This is a genomic window from Paenibacillus sp. FSL H7-0940, from assembly GCF_037979415.1.
Classification (GTDB): Bacteria; Bacillota; Bacilli; order Paenibacillales; family Paenibacillaceae; genus Paenibacillus; species Paenibacillus amylolyticus.
In genome coordinates this window covers 1,861,385-1,886,792 of sequence record NZ_CP150280.1, presented here as the reverse complement: position 1 = coordinate 1,886,792, position 25,408 = coordinate 1,861,385, and the positions used below count along the sequence as shown (strand labels likewise).

The window sequence follows — 25,408 nt, the reverse complement described above, 5'->3', positions numbered from 1 at the left end:
GATTTGGGATAGAGCGAATGAAGATCAGATGGAACAGATGCTGGGCAAACCGGAGATCCTGAAATCTCATACTCTATAATTGGCTTACGACCGATTCCCAATATTTCTACCTGGGAATCGGTCGTTTAAATTTAGACTTGATAATGTAGTTCTTCGGCTGCAACTCTTGTCGAAGGACATGAACATTAGGAGGAAATATGAATCAGAAAGAATTTGAATCAGTCATCAATCTCCCTGCAAATATTCGTTATGAATACTTCATCAAAAAAGTAGTGGATTCAGAAGAAGTGTGGGGGCTTTATGAGAATGGTTGGTCAGTTACTGAAGATGATACAGGTAATAAATTACTTCCATTTTGGCCTAAGAAAGAATTCGCGGAATACTGTGCAACTGATGGTTGGGAAATTTACTCAAGTAAAAGTATGGATTTGTACGAGTTCATAGACGATTTTCTACCCAATTTAAAAAAAGAGGGTTTTAAACCTTCAATATTCTTAAATAATGCTGATTCTGCTGTATTAGAAGTCGATATACTAATTGAGGATTTAAAGACAGAACTTGAAAAATACTAACTTAAAACCTCAACGAAGGAGTTTGGAAAACCGTGAAAAATACGAGACGTAAACGAATAAAATTGGGTGATATCTACGCTATCCCTTTGCCTAACGGTAAGTTTGCCTTTGGGAGAAGGCTTAAAGATACCAGCATTGCAATCTATAATCTTATAAGTGACTCTATAGAAGAGATACCTCAAGAAGAAGAATACCAATTTATCGTGGGTGTATATGATGATGTACTGAAATCAGGTGATTGGCGGGTCGTTGAAAATCGTCCGTTCCCGGATGAAGAAGAGGCTTGGCCCCCACCTGCCTGTATCATTGATAAGATATCAGGAGAATATTTGACTTATCATATGGGAGAGATTAGACCTTCTAAAAGCGAAGAATGCGAAGGATTAGAGATTGCGGCTGTTTGGGAAGCCCATCATATTGTTGATAGAATAATGGGAGATGATAAGCGGCACCGAGACCCGAATAAATAGTGTACGAGTATACCATCTATGGTTCCAGAGATCAGGTGTAGCGGTTTAAACCGCTTTTTCACTTTCCAATACTAACATTAAGTCACGGCCTACATACGTTTCTATAGGGGTAACACCAAGCGCTTCAACCATTTGCTCTGTTAAAGTACACTCTTCTGGCATCTTATATAAACAAAATCAACCGAGCCAAGCCCTCCTTTTACAAAGAGGGGTTTGGCTTGTTTTGCATTCAGATGTAAGTAATGCAAAGTGAACTTGACACATAATGCAAAGTGAACTATGCTAAAAATGTAAAGTAAACATTGCAAGGACGTGATCACTTGAAGACAAGAATTGCAGAACTGCGTAAGCAGCATAAGCTGTCACAGGAAGAGCTGGGACGAATTGTTGGTGTTACCCGGCAAACCATTACCTCTCTTGAAAGGGGAAAATACACGGCTTCCCTTATTCTTGCTTACAAAATTGCCAACTTTTTTGGACTCGCCATTGAAGATGTTTTTGATTTCAGCGAAGTGGAGGAAATGTAAATGGACAAGTACAAGATTAAAGTAAAAACTCGCAAAAACGTACTGTCACTGGTAGCGGCTGCTACCCTATTGATCTATGTAGGACTTATATTTTACCGAGGTGGACTACCCGATTTACCTAGTTTTATAAAGGGATTTCACACAGGCGCTTTTATCGGGGTTGAAGTGGCCGTCGCTTTTTTCCTCGTCAGGTATATAAAAGCCAGTAATAATGAAGCCGAGCTGAAGAAGCAGTATATTGAGGAGAATGACGAGCGGAGTGTAATGATACTCCAGAGAGCCGGCACACTCAGCACAGCAATCATTCTCATTGGTATGGGCATTGCCTCCGTGATCGCCGGTTTCTTTAATCCCTTGATATTCTATACCTTACTAACTTGCTTATTATTTGTTTTAATCGTATTTTTTGCACTGTGGATGTTTTATGCGAGAAAAATTTAAGGTTTAGATCAAAGCAGTGGAGAGAGGTGGATGTTTACCGGATATCGATTTACGGACAGGTTATTTTCGGTATATGGTATTATTTGTTTGATGGAGTAAAATAAAGGGTGAGACTAACATGAGTCAGCGTTTCCCAATAAAGGTAAGCATAACGATCAAAGGCTTAAAAGGGAGTGAACTATATTAAAATACAGCATCCCTATTTACGACAAATTCAGCTTAAGAGGCAACAAGTACCCACCTATAATCGTTACCCCTTTGATTTGGCGGTCATTCGAAACCTAAATACTCTTGATTTCCACCCCAAGGTAACCTATATCGTAGGTGAAAATGGGATGGGCAAATCAACACTGATGGAGTCCATTGCTGTCGCATGGGGATTTAACCCGGAGGGTGGGACGATCAACTTTTCCTTTTCAACCCAGGCTACTCACTCGAGCTTATATGAATATATACAATTGATCAGAGGTCCGCGACGCCCGAAGGATGGCTTCTTCTTCCGGGCAGAGAGTTATTATAATTTAGCCACGACGATCGATGAGTTGGACAGCCAACCATCATTCGCTCGCCCTATTATAGAATCTTACGGTGGGAAGTCCTTGCATGAGCAATCGCACGGAGAGTCGTTCTTTTCCACTTTCATTCATCGGTTCGGGGAGAAGGGATTATATATACTGGATGAGCCTGAGGCTGCATTGTCTCCCCTTCGCCAAATGGCGATGCTGACACGAATCCATGAACTTGTTTTGCAAAACTCTCAATTTATAATTGCGACCCACTCCCCAATCCTTATGGCATATCCAGATTCGATTATTTACAATCTAAAGCCAGATGGTGTCGAAGTCCAAGTATTGGAAGAAACCGACCATTATATGATTATGAAAGAGTTTGTGAATAACAAGGATAGGATGCTCAGAGAGTTATTCGAAGAAACTCAAGATTAAATCCACTGCTATCCTATAGAATCTAAAAGCTTAAGAGAGATCGTTACAAAGAAAGCGATCTATTGTCGAGATTAAGCTAACGGGAAACGTTAGCTTAATCAAACTTAATAAGGCATCAAATTGATCATCTGCTGATTTCAACTAGCGGACTGACGACAGGGATCGTTGCAGAAATGCTAACGATCCTTTTTTGTATATGTTTACGTAGGAGTATTTAAATCACGAAAAAGGGCTCCTCCGTAGACTAGGACGCCCCAAGTGCAGGTCAGCGATCACATACCTGGATATAAAGGGAAAACAGTAGGTGTTGCCCGGCAAAGTGATGTTTTTATTTTTCACAGTCCGATCGGTAATTTTGGTGATGCTGAGTATCTTACATGCTGTAGGCTTAGTAGAAGTGATTTTGTAGAACCATTCAAACGCTCTACACAGAGAAACAACGGATCGAACAGGAAGAACGGTACAACTATATTGGACTTTTATGGAAAAATAAGGTATATAAAGCCACTGCTTCTATATATTTTAAAACAGAAGATTCTATTTTCTGGCATGGGTGCTTGTAGGGGGGAATGCATGTTTCATTATTTTCTGAAGATAAGCAGAAACATTGTTAGGATTGCAACTGTGAAGCATTCGTCCTAAATCGAGGAAGTATAAATATACTACTCACTATTTTCATCATCTAATCGCCGACGAAATATCAAAGCCGAAACAGCAAATATAATAAAAGATAATGTTGAAGCAGCAGTAACCATCTTCAACACACTTCCTATTGGAGGGTTAAACAACAGAGCAATTGAGATGATTAAAACAGCACCTGTTAAACCCATTCCCAAAATCGAGATCGCTAAAATCTTGTTCATCAAATCACCTCACAGGTTGAAATAGAGTTTCTCATTGCATAATAATAGTTTAATACATGATGAATTAGTATAGAATGTAACAAAAAGTATAGCAAAGATTTAGTAGCGATTGCTTCCGGGAATGGGGGAAGCAATCGCTATGTTTTTTTTGCGGATTTTTTTATTTTTTGTCCGCCACATGTGTACAAAAAAATAAAAAGATGATACATTAAAATCAATCTAACCCTTTTTATAACAGGTTTTTCCCGGAGAATTATGTGTCTCCTGTACGAGGACATACGTATATCGAGGAGGGAATGGAATGTCAAGTCAAGCATTGGACCAATTTTTAAGTTCGAACATCGAAGATCTAAAGACTAAAGGTCTATATAACGTCATCGATACGCTGCAGGGTGCAAATGGTCCTGTTATTCGTATCGACGGAAAGTCCTTAATCAATTTGTCTTCCAATAACTATTTGGGACTGGCAACAGATCACCGCCTGATTGATGCTTCAGTTAAGGCGTCGCAGACATACGGGGCAGGCGCAGGGGCTGTGAGAACAATTAATGGTACGATGGATCTCCATATTGAGCTTGAAGAAAAACTGGCCCGTTTCAAAAAAACGGAAGCCGTTATCGTGTATCAATCGGGATTTAACTGCAATATGGCTGCTATATCTGCGGTAATGGACCAGCATGATGCGATTTTATCAGATGAGCTGAACCACGCTTCGATTATTGATGGCTGCCGCCTGTCGAGAGCCAAGGTGATTCGCTTTAAGCATTCGGATATGAATGATTTAAGACAGCAGGCGAAAGATGCGAAGGAATCCGGTCAGTACCATAAAATTATGGTCATCACCGACGGGGTTTTCTCCATGGATGGTGATATAGCAAAGCTGCCTGAAATCGTGAAAATAGCAGAAGAATTCGATCTGATTACTTATGTGGATGATGCCCACGGTTCGGGCGTTCTCGGAGCAGGTGCGGGAACCGTGAAGCATTTTGGATTGTCCGACCACATTGACTTTCAAATTGGTACTCTTTCCAAGGCGATTGGCGTTGTCGGCGGTTATGTGGCGGGTAAAAAACAACTGATCGAATGGTTGAAGCTGAGAAGCCGTCCGTTTCTGTTCTCGACATCGCTACCTCCGGCTGCAATCGCTTCTTGTAGCGCTTCTGTCGACATTTTGATGAATGACAAAGAGCTGATCGAGAAGCTGTGGGAGAACGGCAATGATTTGAAAAATGGCTTGAGCCGGCTTGGATATGATGTAGGCCAAAGCGAAACGCCGATCACACCTTGTATCATTGGCGATGAAGTAACCACCCAACAGTTCAGCAAACGGCTTTATGAAGAAGGCGTTTACGCCAAGGCAATCCTGTTTCCGACGGTTCCGAAAGGAACCGGAAGAATACGCAACATGCCGACAGCTGCCCATACCAAGGAGATGCTCGATCAGGTGATCTCCGTTTATGAGAAAGTTGGCAAGGAAATGAAGCTGATTTAGCTGCATTCGCGGGAGTACATTTCGGGAGGAATGTCTTATGAACAAGATTTTGGTGACCGGAGCACTGGGCCAAATCGGTTCTGAGTTAGTTGTTAAATTACGTGAAATTTATGGTGCGGATCACGTCATTGCTACAGATCTCAGGTCATCAGCCCACGAAATTACCCGATCCGGGCCATTCGAGCTGCTGGACGTGACGAATGATAAGGCGATGTTCGAAATCGCCAAGCGGTACGAAGTTGATACCGTCATCCATTTGGCTGCGCTGCTGTCGGCTACCGCAGAGGAGAAACCGCTGCTTGCCTGGAATTTGAATATGGGTGGATTGATGAATGCACTTGAAATATCCAGGGAGCTCGGCTGCCAATTTTTCACTCCAAGCTCCATTGGATCTTTTGGTCCTTTGACTCCGAAAGACAATACCCCTCAGGATACGATCCAGAGGCCCAATACGATGTACGGCGTGAACAAAGTGTCCGGCGAACTGCTTTGTGATTATTATTTTCACAAATACGGCCTGGATACTAGGGGGCTGCGATTCCCGGGTTTGATATCTTATATGACGCCTCCCGGCGGAGGAACGACGGATTACGCCGTGGAAATTTATTACGCAGCCGTGACGGCTGGCCGATATACATCTTATATCGCCAAGGACTCAAACATGGACATGATGTATATGCCGGATGCCCTGAACGCTATCATCGATTTGATGGAAGCGGATTCTTCCCGGTTGATGCACCGAAATTCATTTAATGTCACCGCAATGAGCGTGGATCCGGAGGCGATCGCTGCAGCGATTCGGGATGAGCTTCCCGGCTTTATCCTCGATTATGACGTTGATCCAAAGAGACAGGCGATTGCCGATAGCTGGCCGCATTCCATTGATGCGACGGCAGCGAAAACAGAATGGGGATTTCATGCTCGCTACGACCTGAAGGCCATGACGAAGGATATGCTTTCACATCTAAGCGAGAGACAAATGCTTCGCAAGGCTTAAAGTTATTATGAATTCGATCGAAGAGTGACATCGCTAAAAAAAGCAAGAAAGGGGAACTTATAAAAACAAAAACAGAACGAAATTGTCGAGGGACAAGAACATTGTTCCATTAAAGTCGCTATTACAGCGGCTTTTTTTTGTTTTAAGGACAAGAACGTTGTGTCATTTCGGATTAGGTATCTATCTAAATAGCATCATGATGAAGATCATGTGTCAAGAAAAAAGCACATGAATTTAAGAATTCGCGTGAATAACGATTTTTTTATTAGAAATAACGTTTTTCCGGTAAAGACCAATCAATCTGCGCCAACCATCGGGACGCGAATATGTGCTTAGGGGTTCCACCTAAGATCGTGAATGCAAATTTCATAAGTACAAAAAGACACTTGCTGCATTCAAGCTCAACATCATAAAGGAAGCAACCGATTATTTGCTATTTTGGATTAAGATTAATTTTACAAAATATGGATTATAAATAATCTTCGGTTTAATGAAATCAATTGTATGTAAGTGAGGATTTATACTTAACGGGGATATTCTGATTTGTAGTGGTGGTAATTACCCATTAAGCAAGTTGATTCAAAGTATGGTGAAACAGGCGGGCCATCCTACCAACCTGAACTCTCTCGGCTACAAACATTATTCTATGACTGCCTGGTTCTGACAGATCTAAGCAGGGAGTCGAGCCAGATCAGATTCGGCAAGAATAGCCTTTCTGTTCAGATCATACTAGTTTATTATCAAGTATCCTTCAGCAAGTCAACCATGTTAGAATAGTGAATTTCACTCAGTTGCTCGATAAAGTTATCTACCCTGTAGTTCTCCGGTTCAACTATCCAGAGACAAATTACTCCTACCAATCCAGATATCATGTATTCGATGCCAATTTTTATCTTCTCATCGTAGCGATGATCGCCGATTCCCGAAAAAATGATCGTTTTAAAAGCCTCTTTCAAGTAAACGGAGAAGTTTGGATAAATATTTTGAGTGATCATTGTCTTAAAAAATATCATATTGGCTTCAATATCGTCGAAAATCGTTTTTAACATGGTCGCAAACATATCTTTATCCATCTCATGAATTGAACTCACTTCCAGGCTTAAGCAAGCATTTAAACTCTCCACGTTTTCCTGAAATAACTTCTCCATGAATTGAGGTTTATCTACATAGTGCAAATAAAATGTGTTGCGATTTATCATCGCTTCTTTGGCAATGTCCTGCACAGTAATTCGTTCATAGCCTTTGGTTTGTACTAATCTCAGAAATGCTTCTTTAATGGCTTTCCGCGTTTTGAGAATGCGCAGATCCACTTTATCTTTACCCAATTCTTGCTTCCCCTCCATAAATAATAGTCGGATTTATCAAAAGTGATGTTTAATTAACATATTGAATAATATCAACCATTGAGTCGTTTAAGTGTACGTTTTACAATCAAAACTGTCAATTGAACTCACTAACTCATTCATAAAAGGAGAATCATAAATGAAAACACTGGCGATTATTGGTGCAGGTAAGGGATTAGGATTATCTATTGCGAAGAGCTTTGGCAAGCGCGGCTTCCAAGTGGCATTAATTGCAAGAAATGCTGCAAAGCTGCAAGATATGGTGGATGAACTGAAAGCGGATGGTATCGAGGCATCTTATTTCGTAGCAGATATTTTTAACAAGGAACAGATTGAACAGGCTATGACCAACATGAAAGAAAAGTATGGTCAGATTGATGTGTTGGAATTCAGTCCAACAGCAGGCAATTATCCTCCCACTTCTGTATTGGAGTTAACGGCGGAGAACGCCAGGGACGCATTTGAGGCGAATGTGGTTAGTGCCATCCATGTCGTCAATGCTGTTCTCCCTGATATGCTCGCTAGGAAAGAGGGAGCCTTGCTCTTTACCTCAGGATTATCCGCCATGTACCCTGTGTCCATGATGGGGAATATCGGTATTGCTCTTGCAGGGTTACGCAATTATGTTGCTAATCTTCATACTTCATTGTCTGCTCAAGGGATTTTTGTGGGCCACCGCTCATTAGGTTTATTGATCAAGGAGTCAGGTACCGGCGCAATTAATGATCCGGATGTAATTGCAGAGATGTGGTACCAGGCCTATGTAGAGAAAAACGTATGGGAAGAAGAGTATCCTAAGGGGGTTACCCCCGAAACCATTCTGTTTTAACATTGGTGATGATTTCAGCAGGTCATAACATACAGTTTTAACCAAGTAGATGAGCTTGAGAACTAGGCATATATTTTGTGCTAAGAAACGCTTGAAAGAGATGAAGAAGCCGCTAATTTAGAGGCTTTTTTGTTTTTCGGTACAATTTCTTGTCCCGAGCCAAAGACAAGAAATTGTACCGATTACCGAAATGGACAAGAACATAGTCCGATTGCCGATTAGGCTAATATCTAATTGTTATTTTGCCTGTTAATTCATTAAGCTGACGGGCAGTTGATTTAACTTGAAAGCTCGCTATTATATAATTAAAAAAATCATTTTTCCTGGAAAATAATAATGGAAGAACACAAAGGAAAAGTGTATTACGAACGTGAGACGGTGGAACTTCGAGAAAAAGCTTACGAACTCAAAAACTTGTGAAGACATATAATGGTTGCGATCCAGAGGAGAAGAAATAATATGTGCGACAAGACAACGCAAAAAAGATCACTTCATTGTAGAATATAAGAATTATGAGATGGGCGGGAATTGTACATTTTTTCGGGGGAAGTTCTTTATTATGTGTACTAGGAAAGAATAAGCAGGGCTTATACAATAACATTAGAGATTGTAAACGCTTGCTTTTAATTCTGAGGGTGCAATCAATGAATTTCCGTAATCCCGTATATGAAGGATTCTATTATTCCAATACCAAAGGAGATGCCTTATGAATCAACAACAACTACCTAAGCCCCACCAACCGCTCGTAACCCACATCTTCACTGCTGACCCGTCCGCCCATGTCTACGAGGGCAAAATCTACATCTATCCTTCCCATGACCTCGATCATGACGAGCCGAGCAACGATAACGGCGACCAGTATAAAATGGAAGACTATCATGTCCTCTCGATGAACAACTTCGATTCCCCGGTGGTTGATCACGGCGAAGCGTTGCATCTGAGAGATATTCCGTGGGCCTCCAAGCAGCTCTGGGCACCGGATGCCGCTTATAAGAACAATACCTATTACCTGTTTTTCCCGGCACGGGATCATGACGACATCTTCCGTCTGGGTGTGGCAACATCAGAGTCTCCGGCAGGCCCATTCATGCCGCAACCGAATTATATGGAAGGCAGCTTCAGTATCGATCCGGCCGTACTGGTGGATGACGACAATCAGTCATACATCTATTTCGGCGGACTCTGGGGTGGCCAGTTGGAGAAATGGCAGACTGGCAGCTTCGTGCCAGATGCAGAAGGACCTGCTCCTGACCAGCCGGCGCTTGGACCGCAAGTTGCACTGCTTAGCGACGACATGCTGTCCTTCCAAGGCAAGCCTGCCGAGATATCGATTGTCGATGAAGACGGGAATCCGATTCTGGCTGGGGATGAGGAACGGAGATATTTTGAAGGCCCATGGGTGCATAAATATAACGGCTATTACTACCTGTCCTACTCTACAGGAACCACGCATAAGCTCGTATATGCGATCGGCAAGAACCCGATGGGACCATTCACGTTCAAGGGCGAGATTCTCTCTCCGGTTATCGGCTGGACAACCCATCACTCCATTGTGCAAGTTGAAGACAAGTGGTATCTGTTCTATCACGACAGCTCCCTGTCGGAAGGCGTCAACCACAAGCGCTGCGTTAAATATTCGGAGCTGAACTACAACGAAGATGGAACGATCCAGAAGATCAATCCTTATCCGGGTGCGGAGTAAGTTAGCTGGTTAGCGGAAACAGATAAGATTACAATATAAGGCATAATACATGAGGCAGCTCCTGACGGGGCTGCTTTTTTGATAGGAGGAGGATCAGTTGTTTCACTCAAACTTGGAGAAAATCTCTGCTGAACAAAGAATACTTCAGCAGTATACTGATTGAATTAATAAATTTATCTTAATTAAACATAAAGCCTTCTTTCCTTCGGAGAGAAGGCTTTATGTTTAATTAGAATTTTGTTGACACACATATATCCTAATGGCTTTATCCAGTTGAGTGCGTGAAGCGCGTGTCGACGAGTTTTAGTAGGGAACTTCTTTTCCTGTCGAGGGACAAGAAAATAGTCCGATTAACGATTAGATGAGTATCAAAATAAAAAAGCTATATAGAGGAGAGTGGGTTTTAACTTGGGTCAGTAGCGCTACAGGGAAATACTTAACCCATAGAAAGGGATGAAATAGTTGTTTACTTAGATACGTATTGTGTCTTATAATTTTCACAAAGATACATATCGTATCTTAAAAAAGTTTGTATCGCACAAGTAATGTAAGGGTGCTCGCATCTTGGTTCCAGTTTTTGTAGAAAGAGGGTACGAGCGATGGAAACGAAAAAAACGCCTTGGCAGGCACCGGAATTAGAGGTGCTGGATGTGTAGCAAACGATGGCTGGCTATGGATTCAGGCAAATTGATTGGATCGAAGAACATGATGCAGACCTATATGATCCATCGTCTTGATGATCATACTTCAAATTGAAAATCGTATTCTTGCTCAAAAGGTCGCCTGTGGGCGGCTTTTTCGATGCTCAGATGAGAGACAAGAACATTGTACCATTCCAAACCAAGACGACTATGATTGATATTGAGCAGCAGCTAATTAAGGCGTAGCATCAGCCTCCTGTTGATGTAACATTTGTTAGAATACGTTGCGAAATTCGTTACGCCGCTCGACAAACATTGTCCAATTGAGGCCTCCACGAAAAAATGATTTCTCCAAAAACGGCTTATACAGACAGTTCATAATATATAACGGAACCTGTTCTTTCAAATCCAGTGGTTGAAACACATGTGATGCATCATCGTAAACGGCTCTTCTTTTCTCAGCTTCAAATGGACGGGGGTGAAGGAGTCAAAAAATACTCGTTTATTATGTTAAAGAGGTTCTACACCATTTATAGCGTTGTGAGAGGGGAGTGATCATTTTGAATACTTCTAAACAAATGATGTCTCATAATTCCAATGATCGTTTTAGTAAACTTGGAATTTATAGCGTCCAAAGTGTCTTTATTATTCTGTTCTTGCTGTTAACCCCTGTCTACTATTTGAACAAATGGGACTTTAAACGTCACAAAAAGCGGAATCCTTTCTACACCAGTAAATTGGTTCGATTGCAAGAGCGTTATCCGATTTTCTACGAATTGGCCATGTACGTTCAAAATTTTCCTATTCCTCGTAATGTTTACAAAGTTTTACCCCCTTTAAAGGGCGATGTTCTTCAGGTGGGCTGTGGTACAGGTTTATTGAACAAGTATCTTCGCAAGCAGAAGGATGTTCGTTTTCTCAACATGGATCCGAATATAAATGCTCTAAAACTTGGAAAGAAGTGGGGAAGGTTTAATTCTTATATCCATGCTTTCATTGATAAACCAACTTCTTTACCTGATCATAGTTGCGATATGATTTTGTTTGCAAGAAGCTTTCATCACATTCGCTATCACAAAAAAGCCTTCATAGAGAGCTGCAGACTGTTACGTGACGGTGGATCTATCATTATTGCGGACCCGGTTGTTCTCAAGTCTCTTTCAGGTTCTGTAACGGACGGTGGTTATATGGCGAACTCTTCAATTGATGGTGTAATTTGGAGATTTACCAAAGATACATTAATTACTCACATAGAGCGCTGTCTTCCTCCTGAATTAAAGATAGAATCAGTAACCGAAACGAGACAAGTGCATGTAACGAATTATAATTTATTTGTACCTCAGACAGATATCGTAGTGGTACTGCGAAAAAGGGAGGCTGTATACAATGACAACTAAATTTATTTATGGTGTTTGAAATCTGCAGCATTATTCAATGTTTATCCGTTGCTCAGCCAGAAACATGTCTTGCGGATAATATAGGTAAAGGTATCTCTCCACAGAGGTGCCTTTTTTTGTTTTTAGGAACCAAGTCTTGTCCCAAGCTGAAGACAAGATCATTGTGTAGGCTGCAACGTTTGTCGTGTCAAGGGAAGATGAGTTGCACGGGAATAACGGCGTTCTTAGGAGAATAGATATCATCCATTTGTTCACGTAACAGCTTTACGGCTGTTCGTGCCATTTCCTGTTCATCCTGCTGCACATAAGCTACGCCTGAAAGATGTGGATTATCAAAAGATAGCAAGTCGATATTTGAGTGAACGTTCAGAAGACTGATAGCGGCGGATGTAAGGCGTGCTGTTTCTTCAGTCAAGGAAAAGGCTGCCGAAATTCCACTGTGGTTCTGCAAGAAGTTGCTTACATAGTCCAATGCTTGCTCGCTGCGTAGAATGTCGAGAGGGATGTGACACCACAAGCTCTTGTCAATCGAGATGCCTTGATCTGTGTACGCCTGCTCAAAGCCGAGCGTACGATCCTCGACGGCTGTATTGGCATTTTCAGGTGAGATGAGCGCAATCTGCTGATGACTCTTGGATAACAAATGGGATACAGCTTTATACGCACCGCCGTAATTGTCGGATGTAATGGTGTACGTCTCAATGTTGCGCAGATAGCGGTCGATGAACACACACGGGAATTTATCGAGCGACAGACGCAGTAATGATTCGTTATACTTCTCATCTTCTGTTGGAAAAACGATCAACCCCTTCACACCGAGCTCCGTTAGTGTACGAATGACGTTTGATTCGATAGAGGAGGACTCGCGCGTGATGCTTAGTACCATGCTGAGGCAGGCTTCTTGTAGGAAGTGTTCCGTGTAGTCAACGAGCTTCTGAATGACACGGGTTCTCATCGTCGGAATGATGAAGCCGATGAGCGGCATGGAGCACGCGCTGCGTGGGGATGGCGAGAAATTGATGCTAGAAACAACAAGACTAGAAGAGACGAATGAGCCTTTGCCTTGTACGCGTATAATTAATCCTTCGTCAGCTAGTAGGGTTAGGGCGTTCCTGACGGTTATTTTACTTACTCTGAATTCGTCCATTAGTTCTTGTTCAGAAGGAATGCGGTCCGTTGGCCGAAGCTGCCCTGATTTAATTTTCTGTATAATGTTTTCTCGAATTTGTTTGTAGAGCGCCAGCTTTTTCAAAGAGTAGCATCTCCCCATAAACTTTATGATTTTATAATCAATTGGTTATATAAAGCTTATTTCATATATATTATAATACGGCATGTAAAGCGCTTACAATATGGAATCTGAGAAATTGTTGCGAAGGGGTCTTTTCTTTGAAAGGTTAGAATTATGTTAAGGATGGTGGTGCCAAGATGGATTGTAACCGCTTAAATTAACAGAACTAACTAGTCAGCCGACTTTTCAAATGCATAACAAAAAAGAGAGGATGACGAACAAATGAAAAAACGCAGTGCTTTAATCTCCATCGTTACTCTCCTGATTATGTCACTTGTTTTTACTGCATGTGGTAATCCTTCTGGTTCAAAAACGGAAACACAACAATTAGGCGCTAATGCCGGTGAGAATGCAACAGAATTATCATTTTGGACATTCGCAGATTTGCACGGCAAGCATTTGGATAAAATGCTTGGGTTATGGAACCAACAGAACCCAGACAAACAGATTAAGTTGAATGTAACGGTTATGCCTTACGATGATATGCACAACAAGCTCTTATTGGCAGTTACAAGCGGAAAAGGTGCTCCTGATATCGCGGATATTGAGCTTGGTCAATTCCCTAAATTCTTGGAAGGTGACAACGTTCCCCTGGAATCTTTGAATGATGTATTTACACCATACAAAGACGTTGTTGTTCCTTCACGTGTCGAGATTTACTCCAAAGCCGATCAGGTTTATGGCTTTGATTATCACGTAGGTGCTACGCTTGCTTTCTACAACACTGAAATTCTCGAACAAGCAGGTGTTGACTACAAGACAATCAAAACGTGGGAAGATTACAAACAAGCAGGTATCAAGGTTTACGAAAAGACTGGCAAGTACTTAGGTACTGCTGATACATCAGCTTCGTGGCAAGCATCGCTGCTACTAGCTCAGCAAAATGCCGATTTTACAGATGAAAATGGTAATCCAAAAGTGAACTCGCCTGAAATGATTAAAGCGTATGAAATGTTAGTCGATCTGCAGAAGAACAATGTTATTCATACGATCCCTGGCGGACAACCCGACACAGAAGAAGCAAAAGGTGAATATAACAAAGGCAACTACGCAAGTGCATTGATGCCTGAGTGGTACATGTCCCGCTTTGTAAACGAAATGAAAGACCTTAAAGGTAAGTATGCAATAGCTCCATTGCCTGTATTCGAAGAAGGTAATCCTCGTTCCGTTGGCTTAGGCGGTACTGGCACAGTTGTTACTAAGAATGGTAAAGACGTTCAGTTGGCAAAAGAATTTGTAGCCTTTGCTAAGCTTTCGAAAGAAGCTACTACAGAAATCTGGAATACACTTGGATTTGACCCAATCAACATGGAAGTATGGAAAGATGATGCAGTTACGAAAAACCCTGAAAATGAATACGTCCAATACTTTAAAACAAATGCATTTGATACTTTGAATGAAATCAAAGACGAAATTAGAGCGATTAAGTCCGTTAAAGCTTCACCAACCATCGGCAATATATTCAATACGGTTACTTTGAATGCTATCTTTGAAGATGGCCAAGACGTAAAGGAAGCGTTGGATGAAGCACAAGCAGCAATTGAACAAGAATTGAAATAAATATAATAAGTAAATGATTTGATTAAACCTGTCGGCAGGTACAGTGGTCGGCAGGTTTAACCATAGTCAAGGGAGATTGAGAATATGATAAAGAAATTTGTATACTCTCAAAAAGTTGCACCTTATGTTTTTGTATTGCCATTTATACTCATATTTTTGGTATTCTGGTTTTTTCCGCTTGTAAATTCATTCGTAATGAGCTTTCAAGATAGGATGCTGGGACAGGATCCTAAATGGATTGGTGAAGCAAATTATTCGAAATTACTTACTGATAAAGTGTTTTTGACATCTATTAAAAATAGCATTGTGTACATGTTAGGAACCTTAGTGCTGTTGATTCCTTTTCCCATGTTATTCGCCGTTATGATCAACAGTAAGTTAATGATGGGAAGAGAGTTTTTTAAATCTTCTTTCTTTCTCCCTGCATTGACATCTGTCGCAGTTGCGGGTACCATTTTCCGCCTTACATTCGGTGAGATGGAAGGTTCATTAATGAACAGTTTCCTAGGTCTATTTGGTGTAGAGCCTATCAAATTTTTGAAAGACGGAAATTGGAGTATGGCAGCACTGTTAATCCTCGCATGTTGGAGATGGACAGGCGTTAATATGCTTTACTATCTATCGGGTTTGAAAAGCATTGACAATGAATATTATGAGGCTGCTTCAATTGACGGTGCATCTGCTTGGCAGAAGTTTAGAACGATCACAATGCCATTATTGAAGCCGACCACGGTATATGTTACCACAATTAGTGTTTATGCAGGTTTAGCAATGTTTACCGAGAGCCTGATGATGTTCAACGGTAACAAATCACCCCAAAATATTGGCTTAACCATTGTTGGATATCTGTATAGACAAGGGATTGAGCAGAATAAGCTGGGTTACGCAGCTGCAGTTGGTATCGTTCTGTTAGTCATTGCTATGGTTATCAATTTAACGCAGTTGAAATTTAGTGGAATGTTCAAAAAGGAGGAGGATTAAAGTGGGCAGAAGTCAGACGAGGAGTGATTTCATCTCTAGAATAGTAATTATTTGTTTATTCATTATACTATTCGTTATAATTATGATCCCATTCTACGCAGTGGCCCTATCTTCCTTTAAACCAGGTGAATCATTAGTTAGATATGGTCTTAACCTAAGTTTGGATTTTGAAATCATGAGTTTTGATAATTTCATCTTTCTGTTTACTGGAGAACATGATTATTTTGTGTGGTTTTGGAACAGTATGATTTTAACAATCGTTCAAGTGGTTTTAACACTTTTTGTAAGCGCATTTGTTGCATATGGTTTTGCAGCATATCATTTTAAAGGTAAGAACTTCCTCTTTATATGTGTTTTGCTCATTATGATGGTGCCTTTCGAAATACTGCTGGTTCCTTTGTACAGCCTAATTAATGATTTGGGAATGGTGAATAGCTATACGGCAATCATTCTGCCCGGTATAGCCAATGCCGCGACAATATTTTTCTTCAGGCAATATCTACGAAGCATACCCAAAGAGATTATTCAATCTGGGCGGGTTGATGGCGCAAACGAGTATGCGATTTATTTCAGACTAATTATGCCGATTATGAAGCCATCGTTTGCAGCAATGGCCATATTGAATGGTATGAATAGCTGGAATAATCTATTGTGGCCATTCATGGTGCTCGGAGATCAGAGTAAATATACACTTCCAATCGGTTTGAAAACGTTGTTAACTCCTTATGGCAATAACTATGACTTATTGATCGTGGGCTCCTTCTTCTCCATCATTCCAATTTTCATACTATTCATTGTTTTTCAGAAATATTTCATAGACGGTATGACTGCAGGCGCTGTTAAAGGGTAATCTATATTATGATGAAACAGGTGATAAGATGGAAATTCAACAACGAGCGTCACACGACATTCAACCATTAATTGAACAGAGAGCTGATCCTTTTATTTACAGACATTCGGATGGTTATTATTACTTCGTAGCATCCGTTCCGGAGTATGATCGGATTGAAATCCGTAGAGCCCAGAACCTTGAGAAGCTTGTTACATCAACTCCTGTAGTGATCTGGAGAAAGCGCGAGAATGGTATCCTTAGTGCCAATATTTGGGCACCCGAACTGCATTTTATTGATGACAAATGGTACGTGTATTTCGCTGCCGCATACACGACGGAAACGAATGAAGGTTTGTTCGACCATCGGATGTACGTGCTAGAGAATGAAAATGCCAATCCGCTCGAAGGCAGTTGGATGGAAAGAGGGCAGGTTCGTACCGAGTGGGAAAGCTTCGCCCTCGATGCCACTACCTTTGAGCATAATGGAAGCCGTTATTACGTATGGGCACAAAAGGATCCGAATATTGAAGGTAACTCTAATCTGTATATATCTAAAATGAGCAATCCGTGGACGTTCACTGGGCCGCAAACGATGATTTCGATGCCGGAATATGACTGGGAAATCATTGGTTATAAAGTAAACGAAGGCGCGGCATTTCTTCGCAAGGATAATCGGGTATTCCTCTCTTACTCGGCTAGCGCCACGGATTTCAATTATTGCATGGGCTTACTTGAAGCCGATGCGGATGCTGATTTGCTCGATGCCAACTCATGGCGCAAGTCGCAAACAGCGGTTCTCTCGACAGATGAGAGTATCTCAATGTATGGTCCCGGTCATAATTCCTTCACGGTGTCAGAGGACGGCGAAGAGACGCTATTTGTGTTTCACGCAAGAACGTACAAGAACATTATAGGAGATCCGCTGTACGATCCGAATCGCCATACATTTGTGACGGAGCTTTTGTGGACGGCTGACGGCAGACCCGATTTCCGCGGTTCTGTTGCAGCACTTGCACGTTCTTTACAATGAACGAGTGTCCCAACAAGGTTGGTTGATGGATTTGAGTTCGTTTATCCAACTTGCCAAAGAGAGACAGTTAGAACATCGAAGGCACCCTACTGGGTGCCTTCGACTTCGCTCAACAGATAATACTTCGAACAACAGTTCTGACTAACGACTTGAAATATCTAGGGGAACAAACAAATGTATTGTCTAAAGAAATTGAGGCGAGTTATGGAAGAAGTTGCAATCTAAAGATTCGGGAAACGATAGCTCAATAAAACCGAGGATAGGGCAGGTTATAATCAAACTGCTTAGCAACTTTTTTTGTTTTAAGGAACCAAGTTCTTGTCCCAAGCTAAGGACAAGAACAAACCGACCAGATTTACACATGATAACGGCATCATTTCGATAATAAATCTTTTACCATTAGATAATGCGGAATTCCATCTTCCATAAATACATCGGAGGTAGTCTGGTATCCTAGCTTGTGATAAAATCCCTCTGCATGTGTCTGTCCGTGTAATTTAACTTTGGATATTCCTTTATTTTATGCAATTTCTTCCAGTGATGTAACGATTAATTTACCGAGACCATATTCGCGATAAGGTTTTAAGATACATATTCGATCTAATTTACCTACGCCATCTCGAATAATAATTCTGCCTGTTCCGGCGGGTAGTTCATTAAAATAGACCAGGATGTGCTCACACTGTCCATCTAAATTATCATAATCATCAAACTCATCTTCAATTGGTACATTTTGTTCTTTCACAAACACTTCTTCTCTTATTTGAAAAGCGATGTTGAGCCCCTCAATTGAGTCTATTTTTTTTGATTTCATTTCTTATAATCCTTTCAGAAATTCATTTTGTAATTAAAAACAAATTAAACATACTTTTAGAATGATTAAAAACGATAATTTTTTTGTTGTAAATACAACAAAAAAGAGGAGCTAAAGGACTACGACAGATCATTAAAGACTCCTAGATACCGAGTGTTAAATTACCAGTTGCCTTAACATTTGTAGTGAGCGCTTGAGTGTACAACTCAATAATTTTTAAAGCATACGGCAGGAATTGATGACCATACTGAGTAAGAACGACTTGTTTACCCAAGCGATCAAAGATAGGTTTTCCAAGTTCAGTTTCCAATTCTTTAATATGCGTTGTGACAGAAGACTGAGCATAACCTAGTTGATAAGCTGCTTTCTTAAATCCCCCTTTTTCAACGATGGTCTTTAAGGTAATTAGATGACGAAGTTCCATAATTACATCCTTAATTAATTGCTCTTAATAGGAGGTTTTATTATGATTTTAATTGAACTTTGGAATCATTATAAGGCAGATAAACGAATTCAAGGGTTGAGCCTGAATACATTGCGTGCGTATGCTTTACAACTCAAGATGTTGGTTTCTGATCTAGGGGATGTCGATATTTCGGGAGTAACTCTAAATCTCCTAAAGGAATACTTAGAAAAGCAATCTGATCGTCTAAAACCAAGCAGCCTAGGGCACGGTATCCCTTTTGTACGTTCCTTATTTTGCTTTACACATGAAGAAACCTATCTATCTAGCAATCCTTCTATTAAACTGCATGAGCCAAAACATGGAGAAGCGGGTATTTAAGTTTTTGATGGAAGAAGATGTGATTCATTTAAAGATCTCTTGTCAGACCTTACGGGAAGGAGTTTAAATTAAAATAGTATGCCTTCATAAACTGTTAAGAATTGCTCTCTATAATTCAAACTGTAAGCATTAAAACAAATTATTAGGAGGGCATTAATATGAAAAGAAAGAGTTTGAAGTGGGTTGGATCAACAGCATTATCACTTGTACTGGTAACTAGCATATTACCAGTGGCAGGGGCGACTGGTGTGTCTAAAGTTAATAGAGTTACGGAAGTGAATGGAACTGTGACTACAAAAAGTGAGAAAAACAATGTATATGTAGAGAGTGAGTTCGCCACGCTAAAAAGAGTTGTATTGACACAATCTGAAGCTTTTATGCACTTCAATTTTGATGATTTTCCAGAAGGAGACATGCCTATGCCTGAAGGAGGCATGTCTATAATGAATACGGATCCGGCAGAGGCACAGAAAAAGTGGGAAAAAGAGCGTGAAGATCTTAAAAAGGTTCTTGAAAAATACGGGGTTGAGGTTCAACGTCCACGCCTTTTAACTGAAAAGGAAAAACAACTAGGGGCTGTGAAAGATGGCATTACAGGTGGCGAAGGAGTAACTAATTTCTTTGTCAGAGATCCATTCTTCACAATCGGAAATCATCTAATTGAAGGTTCATTTAAATCGGCTTACCGGAGACTTGAGGTTTTACCTGTTAGAAGTATTCTGGATAAGGAAGCAACCCAAAATAACGTTCCGCATGTAGCTGTCCCACAACCAGACGTTTCTAAAGGAATCAACTCTGCTGCCGGTCCTTACCTTGAAGGTGGAGATATCCTCGTGTATGGAAAGACTGTATTCGTCGGTAATTCTGGTCTAGCTTCAAACAAAGCCGGTATTGATTGGCTCAGAAACTATTTGACACCATCAGGTTATAAGGTGGTTGAGGTGAAGCTAGAGCCTGGCACATTGCACCTGGATTGTGCTATCAGTTTTGTAAGAGATGGATTAATGATTGTTAGCATGGATTCGTTAGCCAATGGTCTCCCAGAAGAACTTAAAAATTGGGACAAAATCGAAGTGAGTTACAAGGATGCTCAAGATTTGGCGGTAAATGGATTGCCAATCAGTAGCACAGTATATGTTACGGACATTGCATTCAAAAATACAATTGGAAAAGAGCTTGAGAAAAGAGGAATCAAAGTAGAATATGTTGATTACGAAATTTCTCGTTCTTTCGGCGGAGCTTTCCGTTGCAGTACACAGCCGTTGCTTCGCACGGATAGCTAAAAGTTAAATCAAGTATGAGGTGAACTATGACAAGCCGGATTTTAGTGGTTGAAGATGATCAGGAAATTCGTGATCTGCTACGTATGTCTCTTGTCCGTGAAGGTTATGAAGTAACAACAGCTAAAGATGGGGAACAGGGAATTGAATTAGTAAATGAGTCATTGGATTTGGTGATTCTGGATATTATGATGCCTGGAATAAACGGACTGGAGGCTTGTATACGAATCAGAGAACGATACAATGTTCCTATTCTTTTTCTAACTGCTAAATCCGGAACTTTGGACAAAACGGAAGGTTTGCTTGCTGGTGGAGATGATTACTTAACTAAACCTTTTTCTGTACAGGAGCTTCTGGCAAGAGTTATTGCTTTGTTGCGTAGGTATACGATTTATCAAGATAAAAAGGATTATGGCGAAACATTTCTTATCGGAGGACGCTTAAAAGTAAGTGAACAATTTAACGATGTATGGAAAGGCAGTCAGAAGATTGAGCTTTCCGATCTGGAGTACGGTCTACTTAAACTGTTGATGACCAGAAGAAATAAAATTTTCTCTGCCCAAAATATTTATGAGAGTATTTGGAAGGAACCTTATTTCTACAGTTCAAATAATACGGTAGTAGTACACATCCGAAAATTACGATTGAAAATCGAAGAAGATCCAGCAAAACCAGCGTATATCTTAACGGAATGGGGAAGAGGTTACCGTTTTGGCCACTCATAAACTTACTATAACTAAAAAGTTGACTGTTTTAATAATTATTGCTCTCACCATAAGTGTTCTTTGTTTTTTACTTTTGCAGTCCATAAGCAATCGGGTTATGGATCATTATTTTACTTCTGATGAGCGTTTAAAGTCCGAATCTCAAGTTTACGTCCAAAAATTTTCAGAATATGTTTCAGCAAACGATCTGTCAACGACAGATCGTATTGCGTTTTCAGACTGGATTAAAAGTCAGAAGAGTAATTTATTTTTATACGTATTTCAGAACCAGGTGCTTCAATATGATTCCTTGTACCATGCTGATGACGAAGGAGCATATGGAAGTCAGCCTGAAACTGATTATGATCGACGGAACTCTTACCCAGTACAATTTAAGGATGGGACAGGTAACGTTTCAATCTATGGATTTTATTTTTCTCACTACTATAATGTGGCCTACATGCTTGAAATATTGCTGTCCGCAATGTTATTTATAACCATTGTTTTATTTGGAATACGTAGAGGGATCAAATATTTACGCACAATTAATAATGAAATTCATATCCTTGAAGGCGGCTCATTAGACTATTCTATAACGGTACGAGGGTATGATGAATTGGCGATGATTGCGGAAAGTATAGAGGAACTACGTAAAGCATTTTTAGGCAGGTTAGAAAGGATAGAAAATTTGCAAAATGAGAGTAGAAATCTTGCAACCGAAATGTCTCACGATATGCGTACGCCACTGACATCTCTCATCATGTATTTAGAGTTTGCCCGTAATACACCAGAAGATTTATGTGTAGAAACAAGGTATCAAATCGAGAGTGCGTATCAAAAGGCTCTCCAACTTAAGAATCGTACAGACGATCTGTTTTCATACTTTTTATTAGATAAAGAGAGGGAGGCAGACTTAGTAACCCTTTCAGTTCGGGAATCAATTCATGATGTATTGTCAGATATTACAGCTGTACTTAGAGCGGAAGGATTTCAGGTACTTGTAAATGCCTCCCCTACGGATGTCATAATTATTGTAGATATGGAAAATATTGGACGTGTATTTGATAATTTTCTGTCGAACATACTAAAATATGCAGATCGAGAGCAAAAAATTTATTTATTTACTTATATAGAAGATAATCATTTTGTGATTTGTGTAGAAAACAAATTAAAAATAAATAATGAATCTGTAGAAAGTTATAAATTGGGTGAAAAAATCATAGAAAAAGTTATGCATCGGATGATAGGACAATTCTCTTCATCTGAAGATCAAGAGAATTACAAGATTATCCTGAAATTTAAAATAAGTCGAGCTTTTAAATAGCTACCTAAAATTGCATGTAACGTGTTTTTGTAAATCTATCACGTTTACTGTATTCAATTCGTTCGACGATGAAGTTATGCACGGAGTGGTTACGACAAAACGGGTAATTCTGTTGGAAGAAGGTACAGCAGAGATGAAAGAGCTAATGGGCAGTAAAGGGGCTCAACGAAGCGAGCACTGGAAATCTGCCATAAAGATCCAGCCACAACTCATGTTCACCTTTATAATTGGAACTGATGAAGTGAAAGAACTGAAGGTACTGGCCCATGCTGAGCGATCGACGACAGGATGCCCTGACATCACGAGAATCAACATTTTTCCAGCCCATTCCAAAATGAATTGTCGAGGGACAAGAACATATTCCCATTGAAGTCGCTATTTTAGCGGCTTTTTTATTTTATCGGTACAAGTTCTTGTCCCAAGCAAAGGATAAGAACTTGTACCGATTGCCGATTAGGTGTATATCTAAATAATCAGCATATGCACTTATTTGGGAGCAACTATAAGAATAATGTTACATTAATTAAATCCAAACCCCCGAGTTAGCTGTCTATATAACAGGAGGTGAACGACAATGATCGATGCACAGCAACAAATCAACGCCGCACAAAACGGAGATCACGATGCCTTCGTATCTCTTATAAAGGATCGAACGGATAAGCTGCACCGAGTGGCTCGCCATTATGTACGGGAGTCCAAAGATGCGGAGGATATCGTTCAGGATGCCCTCGTTAAGGCTTATGAGTCACTGCAAACGCTGCAGCAAGCCGAAGCGTTTGAGAGCTGGCTTACCAGAATTGTGGTGAACCGGGCGCTCAATCATTTGAAGAAATCCAAGCGTGTTCACCTGAGCGAAGACCCGCAGGCGCAAGAGCCATTGGTCGTTAATGATATCGATCAAACCCTGGATCTGGAGCGTGCATTGGCCAGTCTGAATCCGAAGCTGCGTCAGCTCCTGTTCTTAAAATATAAGAAGGACCTGACCCAGCAGCAAATCGCCCATCTCCTGGATATGCCATTAGGTACTGTAAAAACACAATTACGGAAGGGGCTGGAACATTTGCGCAACGAAATGGCTCAAGATTTTCTCGAACGAGACCTGGATACTTTACGCCTGCAGTTAAGACAACAGGCAGAGCACCAGTTTGCCGTTTCACCGGATTATGATCTGATCGTCAATGACTATCAAGAGAACACCGGGAGGGGAACAGGGAAGGGAGAAGCGGGATTCTTATGGGTTAAAACGGGGAGTGATGACGCCGTTTCTGCCACGCTCTCCAGGGACGGCAACTTGCTAGACTATGCCATTTCCTGGGCCTCATTGGACAACGAGACACGGATATCTGAGGAGGAGCTCAAACAGCAGGCAGAGCAATTCCTGGAAGATCATTATCCCGGCGCACTGCGTGATTTTCCGTATTGTGAGATGGAGTGGATGGAAGGGATGTTTGTGTACACACGACAGCAGAAGGCGATGGGGCTGCCACTTCCTGAGACGGGATGCCTGATTATGGTTCATCCCAGCGGTCGCGTGGTCGGATTTAGGTACTTTGGAACCGTTCCAGGGCCAGCACTCCCAACCATGATCACACCAGAAGAGGAACAGATGGCGTGTATGAAGGCGAATTTTTTGCTACATGTGGAATATTGCGTATTGGACAAAGCCGTGTACACGGATGGTGACGATCAGGTCCATCTTGTTTACGCCCCCCGAAGTAGAGGGCTAATCTATACTGCATCATCACAGGAGGAAGTTCCGACAGCCTATAGGGCAGAAGCTGTCCCCTCTGACCCAAGAACTCTGGACGAGTGGCCAGGTGAGTTCCCGCCCGCACGAAGCCTAGAAGAGTGGATTGGCGTAGACAACGACCAATTTCAGTTAGTACAAGACGACAATATTGGCTCGAACACCAAGTTGATGGTGTGGAAGCAACAAAATGAAGAGCGTCCAGCCAAGAATGACCGGTCTTGGAAGGCCTATTGGGCTGATCAGATGGAGGGAGCAGTCAAGGCGCGAGTAGACAGCCAATCCGGACAACTGATTGACTTTGTTTCGCATGGTAAGCCAGATCAACTAGCTCCATTAACCTGGGATCGAGACGCATGTATAGAAGGAGCTATGGACTATGTCCGAGGACTAGCAGCCGAAATGTTGCCGTATCTCAAGCTTCTAACTGAAGAGACCGACGACGAAGATCGTTTGGAAATCATTCGCTTTGGTGTATATGTTCAAGACATATCTGTCAGGGATGAATGCTATCAACTAGCTGTTGACCGCTCTAATGGGAGGGTCAAAAGTTTGATGTCCCCCTCCATAAGGCCAGAACAGTTAAAGAAGCTGGAGACCGTGCCTTCATTTGATTACCAGACAGCCATCCTCCGATGGACGGCACAGGCCAAGCTGCGTCTGCAATGGGAACGGATGCACAATACTAGGGCGGAAGAGGCCCCGTACGAACTAGTGTATCGAATGATTGGTAGCGAGCACGAGCGGACGCCCGAAGTGCTTGATGCGCATACGGGGAAGTTATACGAAAATACTTTTTACTGACAAACAAAAACATCTAGCCCGAAACTAAGGGCTGGAAGG

The 25,408-nt window shown here is 41.2% G+C and carries 22 protein-coding genes and 3 pseudogenes; 20 read left to right on the top strand and 5 right to left on the bottom strand.

The features are described 5' to 3' along the window. Positions 1–197 precede the first annotated feature (197 nt). From MHB71_RS08410 to MHB71_RS08390, 5 genes are all read left to right on the top strand, one after another. Positions 198–572 (top strand): DUF2750 domain-containing protein, encoded by a 375-nt coding sequence (locus MHB71_RS08410; protein WP_340029294.1) that lies wholly within the window; start codon positions 198–200, stop codon positions 570–572. A gap of 32 nt (positions 573–604) precedes the next feature. Next, entirely contained in the window at positions 605–1,042 is a 438-nt protein-coding gene (locus MHB71_RS08405; protein WP_340029293.1) for an Imm26 family immunity protein, read from the top strand. A 320-nt stretch (positions 1,043–1,362) separates the two neighbouring features. Beyond that, positions 1,363–1,569, top strand: a complete 207-nt coding sequence (locus MHB71_RS08400; RefSeq protein ID WP_036613900.1) for a helix-turn-helix transcriptional regulator — start codon at positions 1,363–1,365, stop codon at positions 1,567–1,569. Continuing rightward, positions 1,570–2,010: a hypothetical protein gene (locus MHB71_RS08395; protein WP_036613899.1), complete on the top strand. Its 441-nt coding sequence runs from the start codon at positions 1,570–1,572 to the stop codon at positions 2,008–2,010. A gap of 173 nt (positions 2,011–2,183) precedes the next feature. Beyond that, a complete protein-coding gene (locus MHB71_RS08390; RefSeq protein ID WP_340029292.1) occupies positions 2,184–2,954 on the top strand; it encodes an AAA family ATPase in 771 nt (256 codons plus the stop codon). Positions 2,955–3,616: 662 nt separating this feature from the next. On the opposite strand, the gene MHB71_RS08385 is transcribed toward MHB71_RS08390, so the two are convergent. Next, on the bottom strand, positions 3,617–3,817 hold the full coding sequence (locus MHB71_RS08385; protein WP_237175103.1) for a hypothetical protein: 201 nt from the start codon (positions 3,815–3,817) through the stop codon (positions 3,617–3,619). 301 nt (positions 3,818–4,118) lie between these two features. Between MHB71_RS08385 and MHB71_RS08380 the strand changes: the two genes are divergently transcribed. Continuing rightward, positions 4,119–5,309, top strand: a complete 1,191-nt coding sequence (locus MHB71_RS08380) for a glycine C-acetyltransferase (RefSeq protein WP_340029291.1) — start codon at positions 4,119–4,121, stop codon at positions 5,307–5,309. A gap of 37 nt (positions 5,310–5,346) precedes the next feature. Continuing rightward, positions 5,347–6,306 (top strand): L-threonine 3-dehydrogenase, encoded by a 960-nt coding sequence (locus MHB71_RS08375; protein WP_076250511.1) that lies wholly within the window; start codon positions 5,347–5,349, stop codon positions 6,304–6,306. A 740-nt stretch (positions 6,307–7,046) separates the two neighbouring features. On the opposite strand, the gene MHB71_RS08370 is transcribed toward MHB71_RS08375, so the two are convergent. Next, positions 7,047–7,631: a TetR/AcrR family transcriptional regulator gene (locus MHB71_RS08370; RefSeq protein ID WP_340029290.1), complete on the bottom strand. Its 585-nt coding sequence runs from the start codon at positions 7,629–7,631 to the stop codon at positions 7,047–7,049. 157 nt (positions 7,632–7,788) lie between these two features. Here MHB71_RS08370 and MHB71_RS08365 point away from each other — a divergent pair, with 157 nt between their 5' ends. The 4 genes and pseudogenes from MHB71_RS08365 (at position 7,789) to MHB71_RS08350 (ending at position 12,218) form a co-directional block, all read left to right on the top strand. Continuing rightward, entirely contained in the window at positions 7,789–8,478 is a 690-nt protein-coding gene (locus MHB71_RS08365; RefSeq protein WP_100527513.1) for an SDR family NAD(P)-dependent oxidoreductase, read from the top strand. 706 nt (positions 8,479–9,184) lie between these two features. Further along, complete coding sequence (locus MHB71_RS08360) at positions 9,185–10,180, top strand: glycoside hydrolase family 43 protein (protein ID WP_036613892.1); 996 nt, start codon at positions 9,185–9,187, stop codon at positions 10,178–10,180. A 599-nt stretch (positions 10,181–10,779) separates the two neighbouring features. Beyond that, positions 10,780–10,917 (top strand): annotated as a pseudogene (locus MHB71_RS08355) (paeninodin family lasso peptide). A gap of 464 nt (positions 10,918–11,381) precedes the next feature. Further along, entirely contained in the window at positions 11,382–12,218 is an 837-nt protein-coding gene (locus MHB71_RS08350; RefSeq protein ID WP_017688250.1) for a class I SAM-dependent methyltransferase, read from the top strand. A 187-nt stretch (positions 12,219–12,405) separates the two neighbouring features. Here the strand turns inward: MHB71_RS08350 and MHB71_RS08345 are convergent, their stop codons facing one another. Next, entirely contained in the window at positions 12,406–13,470 is a 1,065-nt protein-coding gene (locus tag MHB71_RS08345) for a GntR family transcriptional regulator (protein WP_047843252.1), read from the bottom strand. 261 nt (positions 13,471–13,731) lie between these two features. On the opposite strand from MHB71_RS08345, the gene MHB71_RS08340 reads away from it, so the two are divergent. The 4 genes from MHB71_RS08340 (at position 13,732) to MHB71_RS08325 (ending at position 17,912) form a co-directional block, all read left to right on the top strand. Then, positions 13,732–15,069 carry an extracellular solute-binding protein gene (locus MHB71_RS08340; RefSeq protein WP_076317732.1) on the top strand — a complete coding sequence of 446 codons (1,338 nt, stop codon included), beginning with the start codon at positions 13,732–13,734 and terminating at the stop codon, positions 15,067–15,069. A gap of 84 nt (positions 15,070–15,153) precedes the next feature. After that, positions 15,154–16,050 (top strand): sugar ABC transporter permease, encoded by an 897-nt coding sequence (locus MHB71_RS08335; protein ID WP_340029289.1) that lies wholly within the window; start codon positions 15,154–15,156, stop codon positions 16,048–16,050. A 1-nt stretch (position 16,051) separates the two neighbouring features. Then, complete coding sequence (locus MHB71_RS08330) at positions 16,052–16,900, top strand: carbohydrate ABC transporter permease (RefSeq protein WP_340029288.1); 849 nt, start codon at positions 16,052–16,054, stop codon at positions 16,898–16,900. A 28-nt stretch (positions 16,901–16,928) separates the two neighbouring features. Continuing rightward, positions 16,929–17,912 carry a family 43 glycosylhydrolase gene (locus MHB71_RS08325; protein ID WP_340029287.1) on the top strand — a complete coding sequence of 328 codons (984 nt, stop codon included), beginning with the start codon at positions 16,929–16,931 and terminating at the stop codon, positions 17,910–17,912. Positions 17,913–18,285: 373 nt separating this feature from the next. Here MHB71_RS08325 and MHB71_RS08320 read toward each other — a convergent pair. Both MHB71_RS08320 and MHB71_RS08315 read right to left on the bottom strand, forming a co-directional pair. Beyond that, a pseudogene (locus MHB71_RS08320) lies at positions 18,286–18,726 on the bottom strand (GNAT family N-acetyltransferase). A 145-nt stretch (positions 18,727–18,871) separates the two neighbouring features. Continuing rightward, positions 18,872–19,150: pseudogene (locus MHB71_RS08315) on the bottom strand (LysR family transcriptional regulator); the annotation flags it as partial. A 42-nt stretch (positions 19,151–19,192) separates the two neighbouring features. On the opposite strand from MHB71_RS08315, the gene MHB71_RS08310 reads away from it, so the two are divergent. The 5 genes from MHB71_RS08310 (at position 19,193) to MHB71_RS08290 (ending at position 25,369) form a co-directional block, all read left to right on the top strand. After that, entirely contained in the window at positions 19,193–19,510 is a 318-nt protein-coding gene (locus MHB71_RS08310; protein ID WP_340029286.1) for a site-specific integrase, read from the top strand. A gap of 158 nt (positions 19,511–19,668) precedes the next feature. Further along, on the top strand, positions 19,669–20,793 hold the full coding sequence (locus MHB71_RS08305) for an arginine deiminase family protein (protein ID WP_340029285.1): 1,125 nt from the start codon (positions 19,669–19,671) through the stop codon (positions 20,791–20,793). 26 nt (positions 20,794–20,819) lie between these two features. Continuing rightward, positions 20,820–21,515 carry a response regulator transcription factor gene (locus tag MHB71_RS08300; protein WP_036673666.1) on the top strand — a complete coding sequence of 232 codons (696 nt, stop codon included), beginning with the start codon at positions 20,820–20,822 and terminating at the stop codon, positions 21,513–21,515. Then, a complete protein-coding gene (locus tag MHB71_RS08295) occupies positions 21,502–22,818 on the top strand; it encodes a HAMP domain-containing sensor histidine kinase (RefSeq protein WP_340029284.1) in 1,317 nt (438 codons plus the stop codon). The genes MHB71_RS08300 and MHB71_RS08295 overlap by 14 nt, the downstream gene beginning before the upstream one ends. 574 nt (positions 22,819–23,392) lie before the next feature. Continuing rightward, positions 23,393–25,369, top strand: coding sequence for a sigma-70 family RNA polymerase sigma factor (locus tag MHB71_RS08290; protein WP_340029283.1), 1,977 nt, complete (start codon positions 23,393–23,395; stop codon positions 25,367–25,369). The last annotated feature ends 39 nt before the right edge of the window (positions 25,370–25,408 follow it).